Below are 18,070 nucleotides of genomic sequence, written 5' to 3' on the forward strand. Positions count from 1 at the left end.
TTTCTAGCAAATCTTTATCATTAAAAAAGGGGCTGACGCTAAGTCAGCCCTTTTGGGTCTTTGTTATAGTGCGGTGCTAAGTGTCGGTAACTACCAACCTTTAACTAAACCACCTTGGAAAATATCATAAGCAGCGTTGTACACTTCTTCAGTTTGGTAAGCCTTTACGAAGTTTTGTACATTTTCCGCATTTAGGTTCTCTTCACGAGAAACAATTAGGTTTACGTATGGTGAATCTTTGTCTTCAACAAATACACCATCTTTTTGTGGAGTTAGGTTGATTGAGCTTGCGTAAGTTGTATTGATGATAGATAGAGTTACATCATCCAGAGAGCGCGGTAGCTGCGCAGCGTCTAGTTCAACAATCGTTAGGTTTTTAGGGTTGCTAACTATGTCACGAACTGTCGCGAGAAGACCGGCATCTTCGCTAAGCTCAAGCAGACCTTGTTGCTCAAGAAGCAGGAGAGAGCGACCTAGGTTTGTAGGATCGTTTGGTACTGCGATACGAGCACCATCTTGAATGTCGTCTACTGATTTCACTTCTTTTGAGTAGCCAGCAATTGGATAAACAAAGGTGTTACCAGCGATAGTCAGTTTGTAACCACGATCGGCAACTTGTTGTTCTAGGTATGGTGCGTGTTGAAATGCATTGATGTCGATAGAGCCGTCATCTAGCGCTGCGTTTGGTGTTACATAATCAGTAAAAGTCACTAACTCAACATCCAAGCCGTATTGCTCTTTCGCTACTTTCGCTGCAACTTCAGCAACTTGTGCTTCAGCCCCTGCAATTACGCCGACTTTGATTTTTGAAGTGTCGACTTCTTTATCGCCACAACCTGCTAGTACTAGCGCTGAAGCTGCTGCTGCGATAGTAAGTAAACCTTTAAGGTTAAATTTCATAATAATCTCCTTTTAATAAATCTATTTAATTTGGTTCAAACGACGCTTGGTCTTAGATTGTTTGCGTTTAAACGCTGAGTCTTTATCTGTGGTCAACGCGGCGAACTAATGAATCACCGATTGATTGAATAATTTGTACCAGCACAATCAACATCACTACCGTCACAGCCATGATGGTGACATCGTAGCGGTGGAATCCGTAACGAATGGCAACATCACCCAGGCCACCGCCGCCCACAGTACCTGCCATTGCTGAGTAACTCACAAGCGTTACTAGTGTGATGGTGACTGAGTTGATGATCGTCGGTAGTGCTTCAGGAAGCAGAACCTTATTGATTATTTGTGTTGGTGTTGCGCCCATTGACTGAGCAGCTTCCACTAGACCTGTTGGCACTTCAAGTAGTGCACTCTCGATAAGTCGAGCTACGAATGGGATAGCACCAATTGTTAATGGAACAATTGCTGCTGTTGTCCCGATAAAGGTACCGATCAACATCTTAGTCAGTGGGATAATCGCCACCATCAGCACTAAGAAAGGCACTGAACGACCTACGTTGACAACTGCACCTAGAGTCTTGTTTAGCTTGGTGTTCTCAAGTAAACCACCTTTCTTGGTTGTGTGTAGAATCACGCCTAATGGGATACCGACAGCAAAACCAACAATGCCAGCAACAGCAACCATGTACAGCGTTTCGCCTGTTGCGCCTAATAGAAGGTTACCGTTCAAGCTGATCCAGTCAGCAATCTCGTTGAAACTAAAGGACATAACCAAGCACCTCTACTTTTACATTGTTGTCGCGTAGGAATTGGATAGCAGCATTATCATCAGCTTCATTACCGAACAGCTCGGCAACCATCATGCCGAATTTTACACCGCCAGCGTAATCAAGATCAGAGCTTAATATACTGACATCGATATTAAATTTTCGTGCAATCTGCGTCATCAGCGGAGCATCAACCGTTGCGCCCGTAAACTCTAGGCGCACCAGTGGATAGCTGCTGTTTACACGAGTCTCTTGCAAACGCGCTTGGTAATCTTCAGGAATCGTCAGATCCAGCGTTGAACGAATAAATTGATGCGCCAGTTCTGTTTTAGGGTGTGCGAATATGTCACCCACAGTCCCTTTTTCTACAAGCTCGCCGCCACCAATGATGGCGACTTCGTGACAGATGTTTTTAACCACATCCATTTCGTGAGTAATCAATAGAATCGTGATGCTTAGCTTACGGTTGATTTTTCGTAGCAGCTCAAGAATCGATTGAGTGGTTGCTGGATCCAGAGCACTGGTTGCTTCATCACAAAGTAGTACTTTTGGGTCTGATGCTAATGCACGAGCAATCGCGACACGTTGCTTTTGACCACCACTTAAATTCGCTGGATAAGTATCGCGTTTGTCTGCAAGGCCAACAAGATCGAGTAACTCACTCACTTTCGCTTCAATAGCCGCTTTATCTCTACCGGCAAGCTCTAAAGGCAGTGCTACATTGTTAAATACAGTACGAGAAGACAACAGATTGAAGTGCTGGAAGATCATACCTATGTTACGGCGCGCTTCGCTTAGTTCAGACTTGCTGAGTTTTGTTAGGTCGATACCGTCAACAATCACTTCACCTGAAGTCGGGGCTTCTAACATGTTTACACAACGGATCAGGGTGCTTTTACCTGCACCTGAAGAGCCGATGACTCCGAAGATTTGACCTTGAGGTATGTGGAGGTTGATATCAATTAAGGCATTGATTTCTTTAGTGCCTTGATAAAAAACCTTATTGACTTGATTCACTTTAATCATAGAGAAACCCGTGCAGATAGAACAGAATAATATGTCGATAGCTCGCTCGATTTACAGACGATGCTATGGTGTTCTATGATCTAAGTCAATAGATATTTTTACGTCTAGACGGCTAAACGTAAGTGGTGTTATTTAAGGTGGAAACCGTTTTTTAACAAGTGCAGAAATAAATAGATAGTGATGAAGCAAATAAAGCGTGTAATAATTAATGATTAATAGAGCGTTGATAGAGAACTGAATTTTGTCTAAACCTGCTGTTTTTTTAGATCGTGATGGTGTGATTAACGTTGATCACGGCTACGTACATGATGAGCATGACTTTGAATACATCGACGGTGTGTTTGAAGCGGCGAAAGCGTTTAAAGATATGGGTTATTTATTGGTGCTAGTGACTAACCAGTCAGGTATTGCTCGTGGCATGTTTAGCGAAGACCGTTTTCTTTCTCTGACGCAGTGGATGGATTGGAACTTTGTTGATAATGGTGTCGAGCTTGATGGCATCTATTACTGTCCTCACCACGCTGAACACGGTATCGGTGACTACAAGCAAGATTGTGAATGTCGTAAACCAAAGCCAGGCATGTTCATTTCTGCTCGTGACTTTCTGAAAATTGATATGGCTAATTCAGTCATGATCGGCGATAAAGCTGAAGACATGATGGCTGCAGAGGCTGCAGGAGTTGCCACTAAAGTATTGGTGAGAACCGGCAAGCCAATCACTGAAAAGGGTGAAGCGCTAGCTAGCGTAGTACTTGATAGCATTAAAGACGTACCCGCTTTCTTAAAAGGTTAAGCGTTTCATTGAGCACTAAGGTCATGTACCTATCCTTAAAAAGCACCTAATTGTTACTAGGGTTTATACTGTTTAAGAAGATAAGTATCGTGTCTATATAAAGATGAGGAACGAAGTATGAAAGCTATGTTAGTAGCATCTCTATGTACGGTAGCATTAATCGGGTGCTCTAAGTCAGCAGCCCCTGATAGTGAAGCATCGAATAATCAGTTCATGACTTATCAATGTGAGTCTGATGTTTCGTTTGAAGTAGCTTACCTTGATAATGAAAAAGCGGTCTTACGTTTGCTTGACGATGAATATCGTCTGACTCAGGTACCGGCAGGTTCAGGAACCAAATATATTCTAGATGATGGCACTGCAGAGGTCGTTAACAACATCACTTTGCGTACTAAAGGTGACAATGCACGTCTAGAACTTGGTCGTGTTGTGTATCGAAATTGTCAAAAGTAAGTCATCGTAAGAACGACTAGGATTTACATACAGTTAAGTGAGGGAATCTACCCTCACTTTCTCTCTCTTCCCTTTTAACGTTAGACTTTTTATGAGCAAAAAACTCACTATTCTCGATATTGCTAAGCTGTCCGGTGTTGGTAAGTCAACCGTATCTCGCGTTCTGACCAACGACCCTAAAGTGAAACCTGAGACCCGTGAAAGGGTGGAAAGAGTAATTCAAGAATCTGGGTACACACCTTCAAAGTCTGCGCAATCAATGCGTGGTGGCAGTCAAAAAGTCATCGGCGTGATCATCTCTCGTTTAGATTCTCCCTCTGAAAACAAAGCCGTTAGTACCATGTTGGCCGAGTTGTATCGAGCGGATTACGATGTGGTGATTATGGAAAGTCAGCTCGACAGAGAAAAAGCCAATGAGCACCTGCAAGTTCTGAAGCGACGTAATGTGGATGGCATCATTGTGTTTGGCTTTACTGACTGTGATATCCCAGCGATCGAAACATGGGAACACAAAGCTGTGGTTATTGCTCTGGATACCGAGAACGTGACGTCGATTAACTATGATAACCAACAGGTTATTGATCGTGCTCTCGCGCATCTATCGGATCAAGGGATCTCAGATGTCGGCTTTATTGGTGTTGATCCTAGTGATAAATCAACCGGTGAACTGCGTCTTAAGGCTTATCTAGATTGGTGTGAAAGCACCGGAGTGATTGCGAATTATCGTACTGGTCAACTTCATCATGAAAGTGCTTATCAGCTAGTGGATGAGATACTGACTCCTGCAACTCAAGCGATTGTTTGTGCCAGTGATACCCTGGCCCTTGGCGTGATCAAACGTCTACAAGAGCGACAACGCGAAGATGTGGTCGTGACAGGCGTTGGTGGCAACACTTTGCTCTCTTTTTTGTTTCCTCGTGTATTCAGCATTGACCCCGGCTATCAATCCGCAGGGAAATTAGCGGCTAATCTATTGATTTCCCAGCTTTTAGGTAACTCTGAGATCTCTCATCACACCCAACCTCCGATTCTATAATCTACTCAATTAAGCAAAATTGAACCGCTTGGATTAAAATTAGAGTGTGATCTCTTTCAATTATTGGGACTGTTCCCATTTTAATTTATTATTCATACGGGCATTATAATAATCGTTGTTGGGAATGTTCCCATTAATCTAAATCCTGAGTGGTTATCGCTGAATGGTTTAGATGAGTAATTGAATGAAACCAGGGTGGGGTAGTATGAGTAAGATAGCGAAGCAAGACGTTGCGCGTCTTATCGAGTTAGTCGGTGGCAAAGAAAATATTGCGAGTGTCAGCCATTGTTTGACTCGACTACGTTTTGTATTGAACGATACGGAACAAGCAAACAAAGCTGAACTCGAAAAACTGAAGCTAGTAAAAGGCTGTTTTACGAACGCAGGCCAGTTCCAAGTTGTGATTGGCACTGAAGTTGATGAAGTGTACGCACTTCTGATTGAACAGACAGGTAAAGAGGCATCATCAAAAGATGAGGCGAAGCTGGCTGCTCGTCAAAATATGAACTTCCTTGAGCGTGGTATCTCCCATTTAGCCGAAATTTTTGTACCACTGCTGCCCGCCATCATTACGGGTGGTTTGATTCTTGGTTTCCGTAATGTGATTGGCGACATTCGCATGTTCGACGGCAAAACCTTGGTTGAGATCAGCCAGTTCTGGGCAACCGTTCATTCTTTCTTATGGTTGATTGGCGAAGCGATTTTCTTCTTCCTACCAGTTGGTGTGTGTTGGGCAACGGTTAAGAAACTTGGTGGAACCCCTATTTTGGGCATCACGCTCGGTGTGACCTTGGTTTCCCCACAACTGATGAACGCATACATGATAGGCAAATCGGTACCTGAGGTATGGGATTTTGGGCTGTTCGTGATTGAGAAGGTCGGTTATCAAGCTCAGGTGATACCTGCGATGCTAGCGGGTGTAGCTCTGGCGTTCATTGAGACTAACCTTAAGCGTATTGTTCCTTCTTATCTGTATCTTGTTGTCGTGCCATTTGTATCGATTATTTTGTCTGTGATTCTAGCACACGCTTTCATTGGTCCATTTGGCCGCATGTTAGGCGATGGTGTGGCATTCGCGGCTAAAGCGGCAATGACTGGTGATTTTGCGATTCTTGGTTCAGTGGTATTTGGCTTCCTATACGCACCTTTGGTAATTACAGGTATTCACCACACAACCAACGCCGTCGACCTACAATTGATGCAAGACTTAGGCGGTACGCCAATCTGGCCTTTGATTGCTTTATCAAATATTGCGCAAGCTTCAGCGGTTGTCGGCATCATCATCTTAAGCAAGCGTGAAGGCGAACGAGATATCTCGGTTCCAGCTGCAATTTCTGCCTACTTAGGTGTGACAGAGCCAGCGATGTATGGCATCAACCTTAAATACAAATTCCCAATGCTGAGCGCAATGATCGGCAGTGCCGCAGCGGCTGCAATCTGTGGTAGTGCAGGTGTGATGGCGAATGGAATAGGTGTTGGTGGTTTGCCGGGCATCTTATCGATTCAACCGCAATATTGGTCTGTTTACTTAATTGCGATGCTGGTGGCGATTGTACTACCCGTCACGTTAACACTGTTCTTCTATAAACGAGCACAGATGAAAGGCGAGCTAGAAACCGCCAACGCGTAATGCATTAAATAAGCGATGACTCCAAAGTGAGCCATCGCTTTTTCTCTTAGTTATAGCTTTTTCTTTTAGTTATAACGGCTATTCGACCATGATTCACATGGTGATTTTTATTTTATATTTTCTGGTAAGTGAGTGTTAGAGATGGCGATGACTGAGCATGATAAAAGTTGGTGGAAAACCGCAACCATCTATCAAATCTACCCAAAGAGCTTTTGTGACAGTGGCAGTAAAGGTACTGGCGATATCAAAGGGATCATTTCAAAGCTGGGTTATCTTAAACACTTGAGTGTGGATGCAATTTGGTTAACCCCAGTTTACGCATCACCAATGATCGATAACGGCTACGATATTTCAGGCTACTACGCGATTAATCCTCAATTCGGCACCATGGAAGATTTCGACTTATTACTATCTGAAGCGCACCAACGTGGTATCCGTATTGTAATGGATATAGTGGTAAACCACACCTCGACAGAGCATGCATGGTTCCAATCTGCTTTGGGCGACAAAAACAGCCCGTACCGCGATTACTACATCTGGAAAGACCCAGTAAACGGCCAAGCACCCACTAACTGGCAATCTAAGTTTGGCGGTAATGCATGGGCTCTCGATGAAGCCACAGGTCAATACTACCTTCATCTATTCGCCAAAGAGCAGGCCGACCTGAACTGGGAGAACCCGGTTGTACGTGGTGAAGTGAAAGACGTTATCAGCTTCTGGGCTGAAAAAGGCGTTGATGGTTTCCGCCTTGATGTCATTAATTTAATTTCAAAGCAGCAAGACTTTCCTAACGATGATATTGGTGACGGTCGTCGCTTTTATACCGATGGTCCACGTGTACACGAATACCTGCAAGAGATCAGTGAAGAAGTATTCCAGAAATACGGCAGCGTGACGGTTGGCGAGATGTCTTCAACGACACTGGAACATTGTCAGCAATACTCAAATATTGATAACAGTGAGCTATCGATGGTGTTTAATTTTCATCACCTTAAGGTCGATTACACCAATGGTGAGAAGTGGACCAATGCGCCGTTTGATTTCTTACAGCTCAAGTCGATCTTCAATCATTGGCAAACGGGCTTGAACGGCAAAGGTTGGGGCGCATTGTTCTGGTGTAACCACGATCAACCGCGAGTGGTGAGTCGCTTAGGTGATGATCAGCAATATCGTGTTGAATCGGCCAAGATGTTGGCTGCGTCTGTACATATGATGCAAGGTACGCCGTATATCTATCAAGGTGAAGAGATTGGCATGACCAACCCTGGCTATACCGATATCAGCCAGTATCGTGATGTAGAGAGCACCAATATGTATGACATCATGGTGAACCGTGATGGTGCAGCGCATCAAGATATGATGGCGATTCTGGCGCAGAAATCACGTGATAATTCTCGTACGCCAATGCAATGGAATAGCGAAGCGCATGCAGGCTTCTCACAAGCTCAGCCGTGGCTAGATGTTGCGAATAACTACACTGAGATCAACGCTGAGCAAGCGCTAGAAGATAAAGACTCTGTTTTTTACTTCTACAAGAGCTTGATTGAGTTACGTAAAGAAGTGCCAGTGATTACTCATGGTAGCTACAAAGATTTATTGCCTGAGCACCCATCGGTATTTGCGTATTCTCGTGAGACGGATAGTCAGACTTTGTTGTGTATTAACAACTACTATGGTGAAGAGGCGGAATGCGTTTTACCGGAACGTTTTGATATGAGTAAGGCGAAGAGTTTGTTGTCTAACTATCAAGAAGCGAACACTTCAGCAGCATTACATCATCAAGTCTTACGTCCTTATGAGACTCGTATTCTCTTGATTGAAGGTTAACCTTGTTTCATTTTCACAAGCCTGATTCTTATTCCCCTTAAAGGGTTGGGCTTTTACAAAGGCTTTGGAGTGCTCCCCAAAGCCTTTTTGTTTTAGTGATGTCTGGAATATCGTGCCTCGAGTCTACTTGCGAGAAGTTTGAGCATCGAGTAGCCAGCAATGACAGAGCAGGTAATGAACGCTAAGACGCGTAATTCACCGAGTAGCGAGTTGGTTTGTGGTTCATTGCCAATACTATGTTCAATACTGCGGTGCCTAATACAGATACGGCAATTACCCAAGGTGACACAAAGAAGAACGATGCAAAAAGAATACACGCATCAATACCCATTTGTGTTTTACCTACCGAGATACCGTAGCGGTCTTGGATAAACAAGCACAGTACGTTGAAACCACCCAGACTTGAGCGGTGACGGAATAGGATTAGCATGCCTAAGCCCATTAACAAGCCGCCAGCTACCGCACAGTAAATCTCATTATGAACGTCTAACGAAATCACCAAGTATAAATGATCGGCAAACACAGACACTAAAGCGCCAGAAATGGCACTGCTTATCGCAAAGTGACGGCCAAATCGTTTCCATGCCAATAAGTAGAATGGGCAGTTGGCAATAAAGTACAAAATACCAAAGGTTACTGGTGTAAATTGACTCAAAAGCAGTGCCAAGCCTGTCGTGCCACCAGTAAGCAGGTTTGCTGACTGTAAAAAGAAGACGCCTAATGCGACTAAAAACGTACCAGTGAGGATCGCTACCCAATCTTCTTTACGTGAGTGTTTTTCCATCGTTTTTATAATTACCTAACCAATAAAGGCGTGCATAGTAGAGAAAAACCTTAGCTTTCGGTAGCTAGAGGGGGAAAATTAAGGTAAACCTATGTAATCTGCGTTTTACAGGGTGTAAAGCGTAAAATTGACAGTAAGTACCATCTTTGGTTGGATAAGCTTTATAACCATGATGAACCTTATTTGTGATTATGAAAAAACTGCATGATAAAATTGCAATTAGCTCTTTATGACCTAAATCAAATTATGTAGAATGCGTCACATCAAAACGGTGACGGAAACGTTTGCTTTCGGTCGTTGTGTGGTTTTTTTGAAACTTTCAGTACAATCTGAGTCAGGAGATACAGATGCTTAAGCGTGACATGAACATTGCTGATTACGATGCGGATCTATTCGCAGCTATCCAAGAAGAAACTCTTCGTCAGGAAGAGCACATCGAACTTATCGCTTCAGAAAACTACACAAGCCCACGTGTAATGGAAGCTCAAGGTTCTCAACTTACAAACAAATACGCTGAAGGCTACCCAGGTAAGCGTTACTACGGTGGTTGTGAGTACGTAGATAAAGTTGAAACTCTAGCAATCGAACGTGCATGTGAACTATTTGGTGCAGAGTACGCAAACGTACAACCTCACTCAGGTTCTCAAGCAAACAACGCTGTATACATGGCACTACTGAATGCTGGCGATACCGTTCTAGGTATGAGCCTTGCGCACGGTGGTCACCTAACTCACGGTTCTCCAGTAAACTTCTCTGGTAAGCTTTACAACATCATTCCTTACGGTATCGATGAAGCTGGTCAAATCGATTACGAAGAGATGGAAGCGCTAGCTATCGAGCACAAACCTAAGATGATCATCGGTGGTTTCTCAGCTTACTCTCAAGTTTGTGATTGGAAGCGCATGCGTGAAATCGCTGACAAAGTAGGTGCTTACTTCTTCGTAGATATGGCTCACGTTGCGGGTCTAATCGCGGCAGGTGTCTACCCGAACCCAGTTCCACACGCTCACGTTGTTACAACAACCACGCACAAAACGCTTGCTGGCCCTCGTGGTGGTCTTATCCTTTCTAACGAAGGCGAAGATCTTTATAAGAAGCTGAACTCAGCAGTATTCCCAGGCGGCCAAGGTGGTCCTCTAATGCACGTTATCGCTGGTAAAGCAGTAGCGTTCAAAGAAGCTCTAGAGCCAGAGTTCAAAGAATACCAAGCTCGCGTTGTTGCTAACGCAAAAGCAATGGTTGCTGAATTCCTAGCACGCGGTTACAACATCGTTTCAGGTTCTACAGAGAACCACCTGTTCCTAGTTGACCTAATCGACAAAGACATCACAGGTAAAGAAGCAGATGCAGCACTAGGTTCAGCTAACATCACAGTGAACAAGAACTCAGTACCAAACGATCCACGTAGCCCGTTCGTTACTTCAGGTATCCGTATCGGTTCTCCTTCTATCACTCGTCGTGGTTTCTCAGAAGCAGACGCGAAAGAGCTAGCAGGTTGGATGTGTGACATCCTAGATAACATGGGTGATGAGTCTGTTATCGAAGCAACGAAAGCAAAAGTACTAAACATATGTAAGCGTCTACCGGTTTACGCTTAATTTTTTCTGCGTAGAGTGAACGAATTTCTGTGTCGCACATACTCATTTGCTAGCGCACACTCCGTGTGAGCTCCTTGAACTTCGCTCATCTACTTTGAAAAATACTTTTAAAGGGGCTCATTGAGTCCCTTTTTTGTATTTGTCGGTATGAGAGTTGGGTTATCTGAGAATACAGAAAGGCAGGTACTAAAAAGGGCTGATGTTTGCACATCAACCCTTTGCTGTTTGTTGGTATCGGTTTTACTTTTTGATGCTCAGTAAAGTTCCTGACTTACATCTAAACGAGTAGTAGCTGCGACTCTCGTTGAATTTGCCTAAGCCTTCGCCATCGCAGTAGTCTATGTTGATATCACGCATTACTTCTAGCGTATCTTCACTGTTCAAAGCGAATTTAGAACCATCAGAACAGACGATACGAATTCGCTCATCATGGCTTACTGAGTAAATATCGACTTCGGTATTACACAGCTCAAAAGAGGCTTCACGAAAGTTGTCTTGCTGTGTATTTGAAGCGCAACCTGCAGTCAGTGTTGCAGCGAAAACTGCCAAAAGTCCGAGTCTTTTCATTGTTAATCCTTCGCTATCATCAGATTGGGTGATGAGTTTTATATGCTATTTGAGGTAGCCTATACAACAATACGCTTCGGTTCAAGGAGCGTTCGTTGACTCTAAGATATAAAAGTATAGATGTAGACAGATAATTTATAACGGGTTTGTTGCATGTTTACTTATTACGTATCACCAACAAAAAAGACCAACACAGAGGTTGGTCTATTAATAGGAAGCTCGTTTTAAATCATTATCGAAACTGTTTGGCTTCTGGAAGATACTCAAAACCAGCAGACGCGAGCTTAGCGATCAATGCAGCTTTGTCAATTTCGTAGAAGTTGACTACTCGATCCAAATTGCCGCCGAAGTCATCGCGAAGCTTCATATTGACGATGCTCATCAACATCACTGGATCCATCTTTTCAAAGTTAGCGAGATTCATACTAGTCCTCGAAATCTGAAATCAGTAGGTTCGCAGCGGCAAATGCTGCACGTTCACGAGCGTCTTTAGCAAGGGATTCATCGGCAGCAAGGTCGTTCAATGTTTTTACTGCGCAGGTGATCGCTTTAGGGATATAGCCTTGGTCGCCACTGCCAATTTGAGAATACAGTTCACGCACTAAATCACAACAATCGTATACTTTCATTTTTATACCTAACCAAATGATAACTGATATCAATATACACATAGAGATAAGCAAAAACAAAGTGGATCTGCTCAAGAGCAGAGTTAGTTTGTCTTTGCTCAATATATTACTTAGTTAGCCTGCGGCTTAGGCTTCTCTTTACTGACTCGTTTGGTATTTACCGATTAGCCAGATACTTGTTGTTCAAGTTGATAAGTGACTTCATCAGCAAGGTTTAGTTGTTTCGCGAGCTCTTTCAGGTACGCCTTTTCCATGAAATTCTGTTCGTCGGCAACAATCAAAGAGGCTAAGTAGATCTCGCTCGCTTGCTGAGGTGAAGTGGCTAGTTGCGCAATCTCACTTGGGTCTAGTGGCTTGTGCAGTTCTTCAGATACCAATTTCGTCAGTTGATAATCAGCGCCCATGTTTTCTACTGCTTGTTCTATCTTAGCCATCTCTTCTTTATCAACATGACCATCAGCTTTAGACGCGGCTATCATCGATCGTAGAATAAGAACACCGTGATTAGCATCATTTTCATCAAATTGAGCCTGTTCGACATTGGGTGTCTGGCCTTGTTTAGATTGGTAGTCGTTGTAGACTTTATAAGCGAGAGCACCAAGAGCTGCTGCGCCACCAATGCCGGCTGCTTTCTTACCCATTTTCTTGGTCTTTTTAGAGCCCATTAACGTCCCTAACAGTCCACCACCAACAGCGCCTGCACCGAAAGCGCCAAGTGTGCTCTTGTTGATACCTTTGTCATTGCTGCTACTGCCTTGAGAGAGGCTGCTTAAACTTGAAGACCCTTGGGAAAGCTTCTGAGTGCCTTGTTTAACGAGATCTGAATTAAGTGCTTGGTTAAGTAAGCTTTTGATATCCATCGATACCTCCAATGGTGAGCATGTCCAAAAAGTTGATAACACCAATATACGGATTTGAAGATGAACAGGGGATTAACTTACGTTATTAACTCTACTGATAAATAGAAGGGAGTTTGAAGGGAAACGACAGGCACAAAAAAGGCCACCGAATGGCAGCCTTTCAATGTTTATCTATCAGCTTGCAAGCAAAAGTAATCGGATTACTTAGCCAGTTGAGCTTTAAGGTGCTCGATCACCGTGTCCATTGCGATAGCTTCTTTATCACCAGTACGACGGTTTTTGTATTCGAAGTTGCCTTCGTCCATGCTGCGATCGCCGATAACGATAGTGTGAGGAATACCCACTAGTTCGATATCTTTAAACATTACACCAGGGCGCTCTTTACGGTCATCAAATAGTACTTCGATACCCATAGCGGTTAATTCAGCGTATAGCTTCTCAGCTGCTTCTTTAACGCGCTCAGATTTGTGCATGTTCATTGGTACGATAGCAACTTGGAACGGCGCTAGTGCGTCTGGCCAAGTGATACCGAATTTATCGTGGTTTTGCTCGATAGCAGATGCAACAACACGTGAAACACCGATACCATAACAACCCATTTCTAGGATTACGCTCTTACCATCAGGACCAAGCACGTTACAGTTCATTGCTTTAGAGTAAGTATTACCCAGTTGGAAGATGTGACCAACTTCGATACCGCGCTTAAGTTGGATAGTACCTTGACCACATGGGCTAAGGTCGCCTTCAACAACGTTACGTAGGTCTTCAACTTGAGCAAGCTCAACGTCACGACCCCAGTTAATACCGAAGTAGTGCTTACCGTCTACGTTTGCACCAGCGCCAAAGTCGCTCATTACAGCAACAGAGCGGTCAACGATGAATGGTAGCTCTAGGCCAACAGGGCCAAGTGAACCAGGACCTGCACCAACGAGTGCACGGATTTCTTCTTCAGAAGCCATCTCTAGCGGAGAAGCAACTTGTGGAAGGTTCTCTGCTTTCACTTCGTTCAGTTCGTGGTCGCCACGGATGATCAGTGCAATGATGTCTGCATCTACTTCATCAGACGCTTTAACGAATAGAGTCTTAACGGTCTTCTCGATTGCTAGACCGTGCTGCTCTACAAGCTCAGCAATTGTTTTTGCGTTTGGCGTATCAACCAGTTCCATCTCTTGAGTTGGCGCTGCCGCTTCAGTTGTAGGAGCTAGTGCTTCTGCTTTCTCGATGTTCGCTGCGTAATCAGATTCAGAAGAGAATGCGATTAGATCTTCGCCGCTTTCAGCAAGAACGTGGAATTCTTGAGAGCCGCTACCGCCGATTGCACCAGAGTCTGCCAATACTGGACGGTACTCAAGACCCATGCGGTCGAATGCTTTACAGTAAGCATCGTGCATCGCTTGGTAAGACTTTTCTAAGCCTTCTTTGTCGATATCAAAACTGTACGCATCCATCATAGAGAATTCACGTGCACGCATTACGCCAAAACGAGGGCGACGTTCATCACGGAATTTAGTCTGGATTTGGAACAGGTTTAGAGGAAGCTGTTTGTAAGAGCTAATCTCGTTACGTACTAGGCTCGTCACCACTTCTTCAGCTGTTGGGCTAAGAACGAACGGACGAGAGTGACGGTCTGTGAAACGAAGTAGCTCAGGGCCCATCTTTTCAGAACGGCCAGTCTCTTCCCAAAGCTCAAACGGTTGAACTACGGGCATCAAGATTTCAACGGCACCTGCATTATCGATCTCTTGGCGAACGATATTTTCGACTTTACGCAGTACACGTAGACCAGTAGGTAGCCAAGTATATAAACCTGAAGCTAGCTTACGGATCATACCTGCACGTAGCATCAGCTGGTGGCTGATTACTTCTGCGTCGTTTGGAGTCTCTTTCAGAGTAGAAAGAAGGTAGTTACTGGTACGCATTCTGTGGTATCCGTTTCATCATTGATAAAAGAAAATTTGCCGAGCTTAGTGGCGTCAGCAAATCTGATATAGCCGTATATAATATCAGCCTATTTGAGTTCTCAAAAGCGCTCAATGTCAGTAACATTGATGAAAAGCGTTTCAACAACGAATTTCACGTTAAGATCGAACAAATTTACCGCATATTCTTTACTGTCTGGTTTGCCTTTTTTATAGGCAGGGCGAGGATCTTGGCCAAGAACTTCTTTGATTACCTGAATGATGTGGTGCCCCTGTGGGTGTTGTACCAGCTTCGCTTGGGCTTGCTGTGAAAAGTTAACTTCTAGCACTTCTGGTTCATCAGCGGCAAACCCTCCTAATGCATCAGGAATCGAATCGGAGTAGGGGATATAAGGTTTGATATCGATAATTGGCGTGCCGTCAACCAGATCGACACTGCCCAAATCTACCCAAGTTTGCCCCTTTTCTTGAGACACACCTTTGAGCTCAACCGCGGACATGCCAATTCCATTGGGCCTAAATGTCGCGCGAGATGCGAATACACCAATACGTTCATTACCACCAAGTCGAGGTGGTCTTACGGTTGGTTTCCATCCTGCTTCGAGGTTTTTGTCGAACATGAACAACAACCAAACATGGCTAAATTGCTCAATATTACGGACGGACTCAAGGCAGTTTGCTGAGTCAACGAGTCTTATTCTTGAGCTGGATGTTGGTACTAATCTAGGTTGCCTTGGTACCGCGAACTTCTCTTTATAAGGAGACTCTATAAAGCCAATAGGTTCAATGGAGTACATGGACGGACACTCTCTAATTTCGATCTATGGCGAAAAAATACCATAAAATCGCTTGTCTTTCTTTTGATAATAATTACCATCCAGTATGTTATAACATATCAATTTAATTATTTTAGGGAAACATAATGAAACCGAATATCCACCCGGACTACCGCACAGTGGTATTCCATGACACCAGCGTTGATGAGTACTTCTTAATAGGCTCTACGCTGAAAACAGATCGAATTATCGAATGGGAAGATGGCAATACTTATCCTTACTTCACTATTGAAGTGTCGTCAAAGTCGCACCCTTTCTATACCGGTAAACAGAGAGTGCTACATAAAGAGGGACGCGTTGCGAACTTCACTCGTCGTTTTGGTCAATTAGGTAAAGGGAATAAGTAGATGAAAGTGGTTAAATCTCTTAAGAGTGCAAAAAGTCGTCACCCAGATTGTCAGGTTGTGAAGCGCAGAGGTCGCCTCTATGTCATCTGTAAGTCCAACCCGAGATTCAAAGCGGTTCAAAAATAGTCAGTCATACGACGTGACACAGCTTTAAAAACGAGGGGAAAGTCAAACTTCATTCATTTGTCAGTTTTTCTTTTCCTTCGAGAGGAAGGTTATTAAATATCAAGTGTTTTTTATAGTACGGCGAACTTTGTTTTTAAATTAATCAATGGCTTATATCGTCAATTATATTTGTAGTGAATATGTTCTTTTGAATTATAAATCTAGTTTTAGTCCCCTGTGTGGATTTATTTGCTAGTTAAACGTTCAAATAGAGTTAAAAATCATCAGTTATTACACATTTTGTAACATTTTGAATTTCTAATTGATAATTTTGTCGCGTACCCTTCGCTGGCAATTTGAACATTTTTGTCACAATTGCACAGGAATCACTACAAGGAGGGAACTGATGAGTTCATCAGATTCAATAAAAAACAACTCGCCAAAGAAACCTATTTTTACCCGCTTTCTCGATGGCGTTGAATATTTGGGGAACCTTTTACCCCACCCAATTACTCTTTTTGCAATCTTCTGTGTCGCAATTTTAGTTACTTCAGGTATCGCTGGATATTTTGAGGTGTCTGTTATGGATCCTCGTCCAGACGGTGCGCCAGGTCGTGCTGCTGACGGCATGATTCACGTTGTAAGCTTACTTAACGCTGAAGGCTTACAACTCATAGTCACTAATCTCGTTAAAAACTTTGTCGGCTTTGCGCCACTAGGTACTGTGCTGGTTGCAATGCTAGGTGTTGCGATTGCTGAACACTCAGGTCTACTATCTGCGGCGATGCGTGGCATGGTAATGGGCGCATCTAAGCGTATGGTTACAGTAACCGTAGTATTTGCCGGTATTATCTCTAACACGGCCTCTGAGCTTGGTTATGTTGTGCTTATCCCTCTTGCGGCAATGCTTTTCCACTCTTTGGGTCGTCACCCATTGGCGGGTCTAGCGGCAGCATTTGCTGGTGTATCTGGTGGTTACTCTGCAAACCTTCTAATCGGTACGGTTGATCCACTGCTTTCTGGTATTACCCAAGCAGCAGCGCAAATGATCGACCCGACTTACAGCGTTGGTCCTGAATCAAACTGGTATTTCATGTTTGTTTCTACTTTCTTCATTGCAATTACCGGTGCATTTGTAACTGAGAAGATTGTTGAACCAAAACTGGGTAAATACAACGACGAAGAAGCGTCTGAAGATTTATCAAACGATTCAATGGGCAAGCTAACGGAAATTGAGAAGAAAGGCCTTAAGCTGGCGGGCATCGCTGTGCTAGCCGTTTCTGCTCTTCTTGCGTGGACGATTGTTCCTGCTGATGGTGTTCTGCGTTCAGCGGCTGGTACGGTTTCAGGTTCTCCATTCCTAAAAAGTATCGTAGCGTTTATCTTTGTCTTCTTCGCGGTTCCTGGTTTTGTTTACGGTAAAGTTACCGGCTCAATGAAAACTGACCGTGACGTTATCAATGCAATGTCGAAGTCTATGTCCTCTATGGGCATGTACATCGTACTTGTATTCTTTGCTGCTCAGTTTGTTGCTTTTTTCAAGTGGACTAACTTCGGTCAAGTATTTGCAGTTGCAGGCGCGACTTTCCTACAAGATATCGGCCTAACTGGTCCAATGTTGTTCTTCGCATTCATCTTAATGTGTGGTTTCATTAACCTGATGATCGGTTCGGCTTCTGCTCAGTGGGCAGTTACAGCACCTATCTTCGTTCCAATGCTAATGCTAGTAGGCTACGCACCTGAAACGATTCAAGCGGCTTACCGTATCGGTGACTCAACAACGAACATCATTACACCAATGATGAGCTACTTCGGTCTTATCCTTGCTGTAGCAACGCGTTACATGAAGAACCTAGGTATTGGTACCCTGATTGCTACAATGCTTCCATACTCAATCGTTTTCTTGGTTGGTTGGAGCTTAATGTTCTATATCTGGGTATTCGTATTTGGCCTACCTGTTGGCCCTGGTGCGGCGACGTACTACACGCCTTAGTTG

General features: G+C 43.8%; 19 protein-coding genes. 9 read left to right on the top strand and 10 right to left on the bottom strand.

What is annotated here, in order from left to right; all coding sequences use genetic code 11:
• Nucleotides 1–90: 90 nt before the first annotated feature.
• The 3 genes from metQ to metN all read right to left on the bottom strand — a co-directional run bounded on the left by metQ (nucleotide 91) and on the right by metN (nucleotide 2,690).
• Entirely contained in the window at nucleotides 91–900 is an 810-nt protein-coding gene (metQ, locus tag WR49_RS08345; RefSeq protein ID WP_046223694.1) for a methionine ABC transporter substrate-binding lipoprotein MetQ, read from the bottom strand.
• A gap of 82 nt (nucleotides 901–982) precedes the next feature.
• Nucleotides 983–1,666, bottom strand: a complete 684-nt coding sequence (locus WR49_RS08350; protein ID WP_017056276.1) for a methionine ABC transporter permease — start codon at nucleotides 1,664–1,666, stop codon at nucleotides 983–985.
• A complete protein-coding gene (gene metN, locus WR49_RS08355) occupies nucleotides 1,656–2,690 on the bottom strand; it encodes a methionine ABC transporter ATP-binding protein MetN (RefSeq protein ID WP_017056277.1) in 1,035 nt (344 codons plus the stop codon). Before metN ends, WR49_RS08350 begins: the two co-directional genes overlap by 11 nt.
• A 241-nt stretch (nucleotides 2,691–2,931) precedes the next feature.
• On the opposite strand from metN, the gene gmhB reads away from it, so the two are divergent.
• From gmhB to treC, 5 genes are all read left to right on the top strand, one after another.
• Nucleotides 2,932–3,483 carry a D-glycero-beta-D-manno-heptose 1,7-bisphosphate 7-phosphatase gene (gene gmhB, locus WR49_RS08360; protein WP_017056278.1) on the top strand — a complete coding sequence of 184 codons (552 nt, stop codon included), beginning with the start codon at nucleotides 2,932–2,934 and terminating at the stop codon, nucleotides 3,481–3,483.
• A 117-nt stretch (nucleotides 3,484–3,600) separates the two neighbouring features.
• Nucleotides 3,601–3,936 (top strand): MliC family protein, encoded by a 336-nt coding sequence (locus WR49_RS08365; protein WP_046223695.1) that lies wholly within the window; start codon nucleotides 3,601–3,603, stop codon nucleotides 3,934–3,936.
• 91 nt (nucleotides 3,937–4,027) lie between these two features.
• Nucleotides 4,028–4,972 carry a trehalose operon repressor TreR gene (gene treR, locus WR49_RS08370; protein ID WP_046223696.1) on the top strand — a complete coding sequence of 315 codons (945 nt, stop codon included), beginning with the start codon at nucleotides 4,028–4,030 and terminating at the stop codon, nucleotides 4,970–4,972.
• Nucleotides 4,973–5,177: 205 nt separating this feature from the next.
• On the top strand, nucleotides 5,178–6,602 hold the full coding sequence (gene treB, locus WR49_RS08375; protein WP_017069492.1) for a PTS trehalose transporter subunit IIBC: 1,425 nt from the start codon (nucleotides 5,178–5,180) through the stop codon (nucleotides 6,600–6,602).
• 141 nt (nucleotides 6,603–6,743) lie between these two features.
• Nucleotides 6,744–8,429 carry an alpha,alpha-phosphotrehalase gene (gene treC / locus WR49_RS08380; RefSeq protein ID WP_046223697.1) on the top strand — a complete coding sequence of 562 codons (1,686 nt, stop codon included), beginning with the start codon at nucleotides 6,744–6,746 and terminating at the stop codon, nucleotides 8,427–8,429.
• 181 nt (nucleotides 8,430–8,610) lie between these two features.
• Here treC and WR49_RS08385 read toward each other — a convergent pair whose 3' ends face one another.
• Nucleotides 8,611–9,213 carry a YitT family protein gene (locus WR49_RS08385; protein WP_046223698.1) on the bottom strand — a complete coding sequence of 201 codons (603 nt, stop codon included), beginning with the start codon at nucleotides 9,211–9,213 and terminating at the stop codon, nucleotides 8,611–8,613.
• Nucleotides 9,214–9,560: 347 nt separating this feature from the next.
• On the opposite strand from WR49_RS08385, the gene glyA reads away from it, so the two are divergent.
• Complete coding sequence (gene glyA, locus WR49_RS08390) at nucleotides 9,561–10,811, top strand: serine hydroxymethyltransferase (protein WP_046223699.1); 1,251 nt, start codon at nucleotides 9,561–9,563, stop codon at nucleotides 10,809–10,811.
• A 240-nt stretch (nucleotides 10,812–11,051) separates the two neighbouring features.
• Here glyA and WR49_RS08395 read toward each other — a convergent pair whose 3' ends face one another.
• From WR49_RS08395 to tsaA, 6 genes are all read right to left on the bottom strand, one after another.
• Complete coding sequence (locus tag WR49_RS08395) at nucleotides 11,052–11,378, bottom strand: hypothetical protein (RefSeq protein ID WP_004736794.1); 327 nt, start codon at nucleotides 11,376–11,378, stop codon at nucleotides 11,052–11,054.
• Nucleotides 11,379–11,610: 232 nt separating this feature from the next.
• Entirely contained in the window at nucleotides 11,611–11,802 is a 192-nt protein-coding gene (locus WR49_RS08400; RefSeq protein ID WP_017056285.1) for a DUF4250 domain-containing protein, read from the bottom strand.
• 1 nt (nucleotide 11,803) lies between these two features.
• Nucleotides 11,804–12,007: a YaeP family protein gene (locus tag WR49_RS08405; protein ID WP_046223700.1), complete on the bottom strand. Its 204-nt coding sequence runs from the start codon at nucleotides 12,005–12,007 to the stop codon at nucleotides 11,804–11,806.
• Nucleotides 12,008–12,171: 164 nt separating this feature from the next.
• Nucleotides 12,172–12,867: a tellurite resistance TerB family protein gene (locus WR49_RS08410; RefSeq protein ID WP_017056287.1), complete on the bottom strand. Its 696-nt coding sequence runs from the start codon at nucleotides 12,865–12,867 to the stop codon at nucleotides 12,172–12,174.
• A 200-nt stretch (nucleotides 12,868–13,067) separates the two neighbouring features.
• Nucleotides 13,068–14,786 (bottom strand): proline--tRNA ligase, encoded by a 1,719-nt coding sequence (locus tag WR49_RS08415; RefSeq protein WP_046223701.1) that lies wholly within the window; start codon nucleotides 14,784–14,786, stop codon nucleotides 13,068–13,070.
• Between the two features lie 101 nt (nucleotides 14,787–14,887).
• Nucleotides 14,888–15,583 carry a tRNA (N6-threonylcarbamoyladenosine(37)-N6)-methyltransferase TrmO gene (gene tsaA, locus WR49_RS08420; protein WP_046223702.1) on the bottom strand — a complete coding sequence of 232 codons (696 nt, stop codon included), beginning with the start codon at nucleotides 15,581–15,583 and terminating at the stop codon, nucleotides 14,888–14,890.
• A 125-nt stretch (nucleotides 15,584–15,708) separates the two neighbouring features.
• Between tsaA and WR49_RS08425 the strand changes: the two genes are divergently transcribed.
• From WR49_RS08425 to WR49_RS08435, 3 genes are all read left to right on the top strand, one after another.
• Nucleotides 15,709–15,969, top strand: a complete 261-nt coding sequence (locus WR49_RS08425) for a type B 50S ribosomal protein L31 (protein WP_017056290.1) — start codon at nucleotides 15,709–15,711, stop codon at nucleotides 15,967–15,969.
• Nucleotides 15,970–16,095, top strand: a complete 126-nt coding sequence (ykgO, locus tag WR49_RS08430) for a type B 50S ribosomal protein L36 (RefSeq protein WP_017056291.1) — start codon at nucleotides 15,970–15,972, stop codon at nucleotides 16,093–16,095.
• Nucleotides 16,096–16,480: 385 nt separating this feature from the next.
• Complete coding sequence (locus WR49_RS08435) at nucleotides 16,481–18,067, top strand: AbgT family transporter (protein ID WP_046223703.1); 1,587 nt, start codon at nucleotides 16,481–16,483, stop codon at nucleotides 18,065–18,067.
• The last annotated feature ends 3 nt before the right edge of the window (nucleotides 18,068–18,070 follow it).

The organism is Vibrio sp. ECSMB14106, from assembly GCF_000972265.1.
Lineage (GTDB): Bacteria > Pseudomonadota > Gammaproteobacteria > Enterobacterales > Vibrionaceae > Vibrio > Vibrio kanaloae.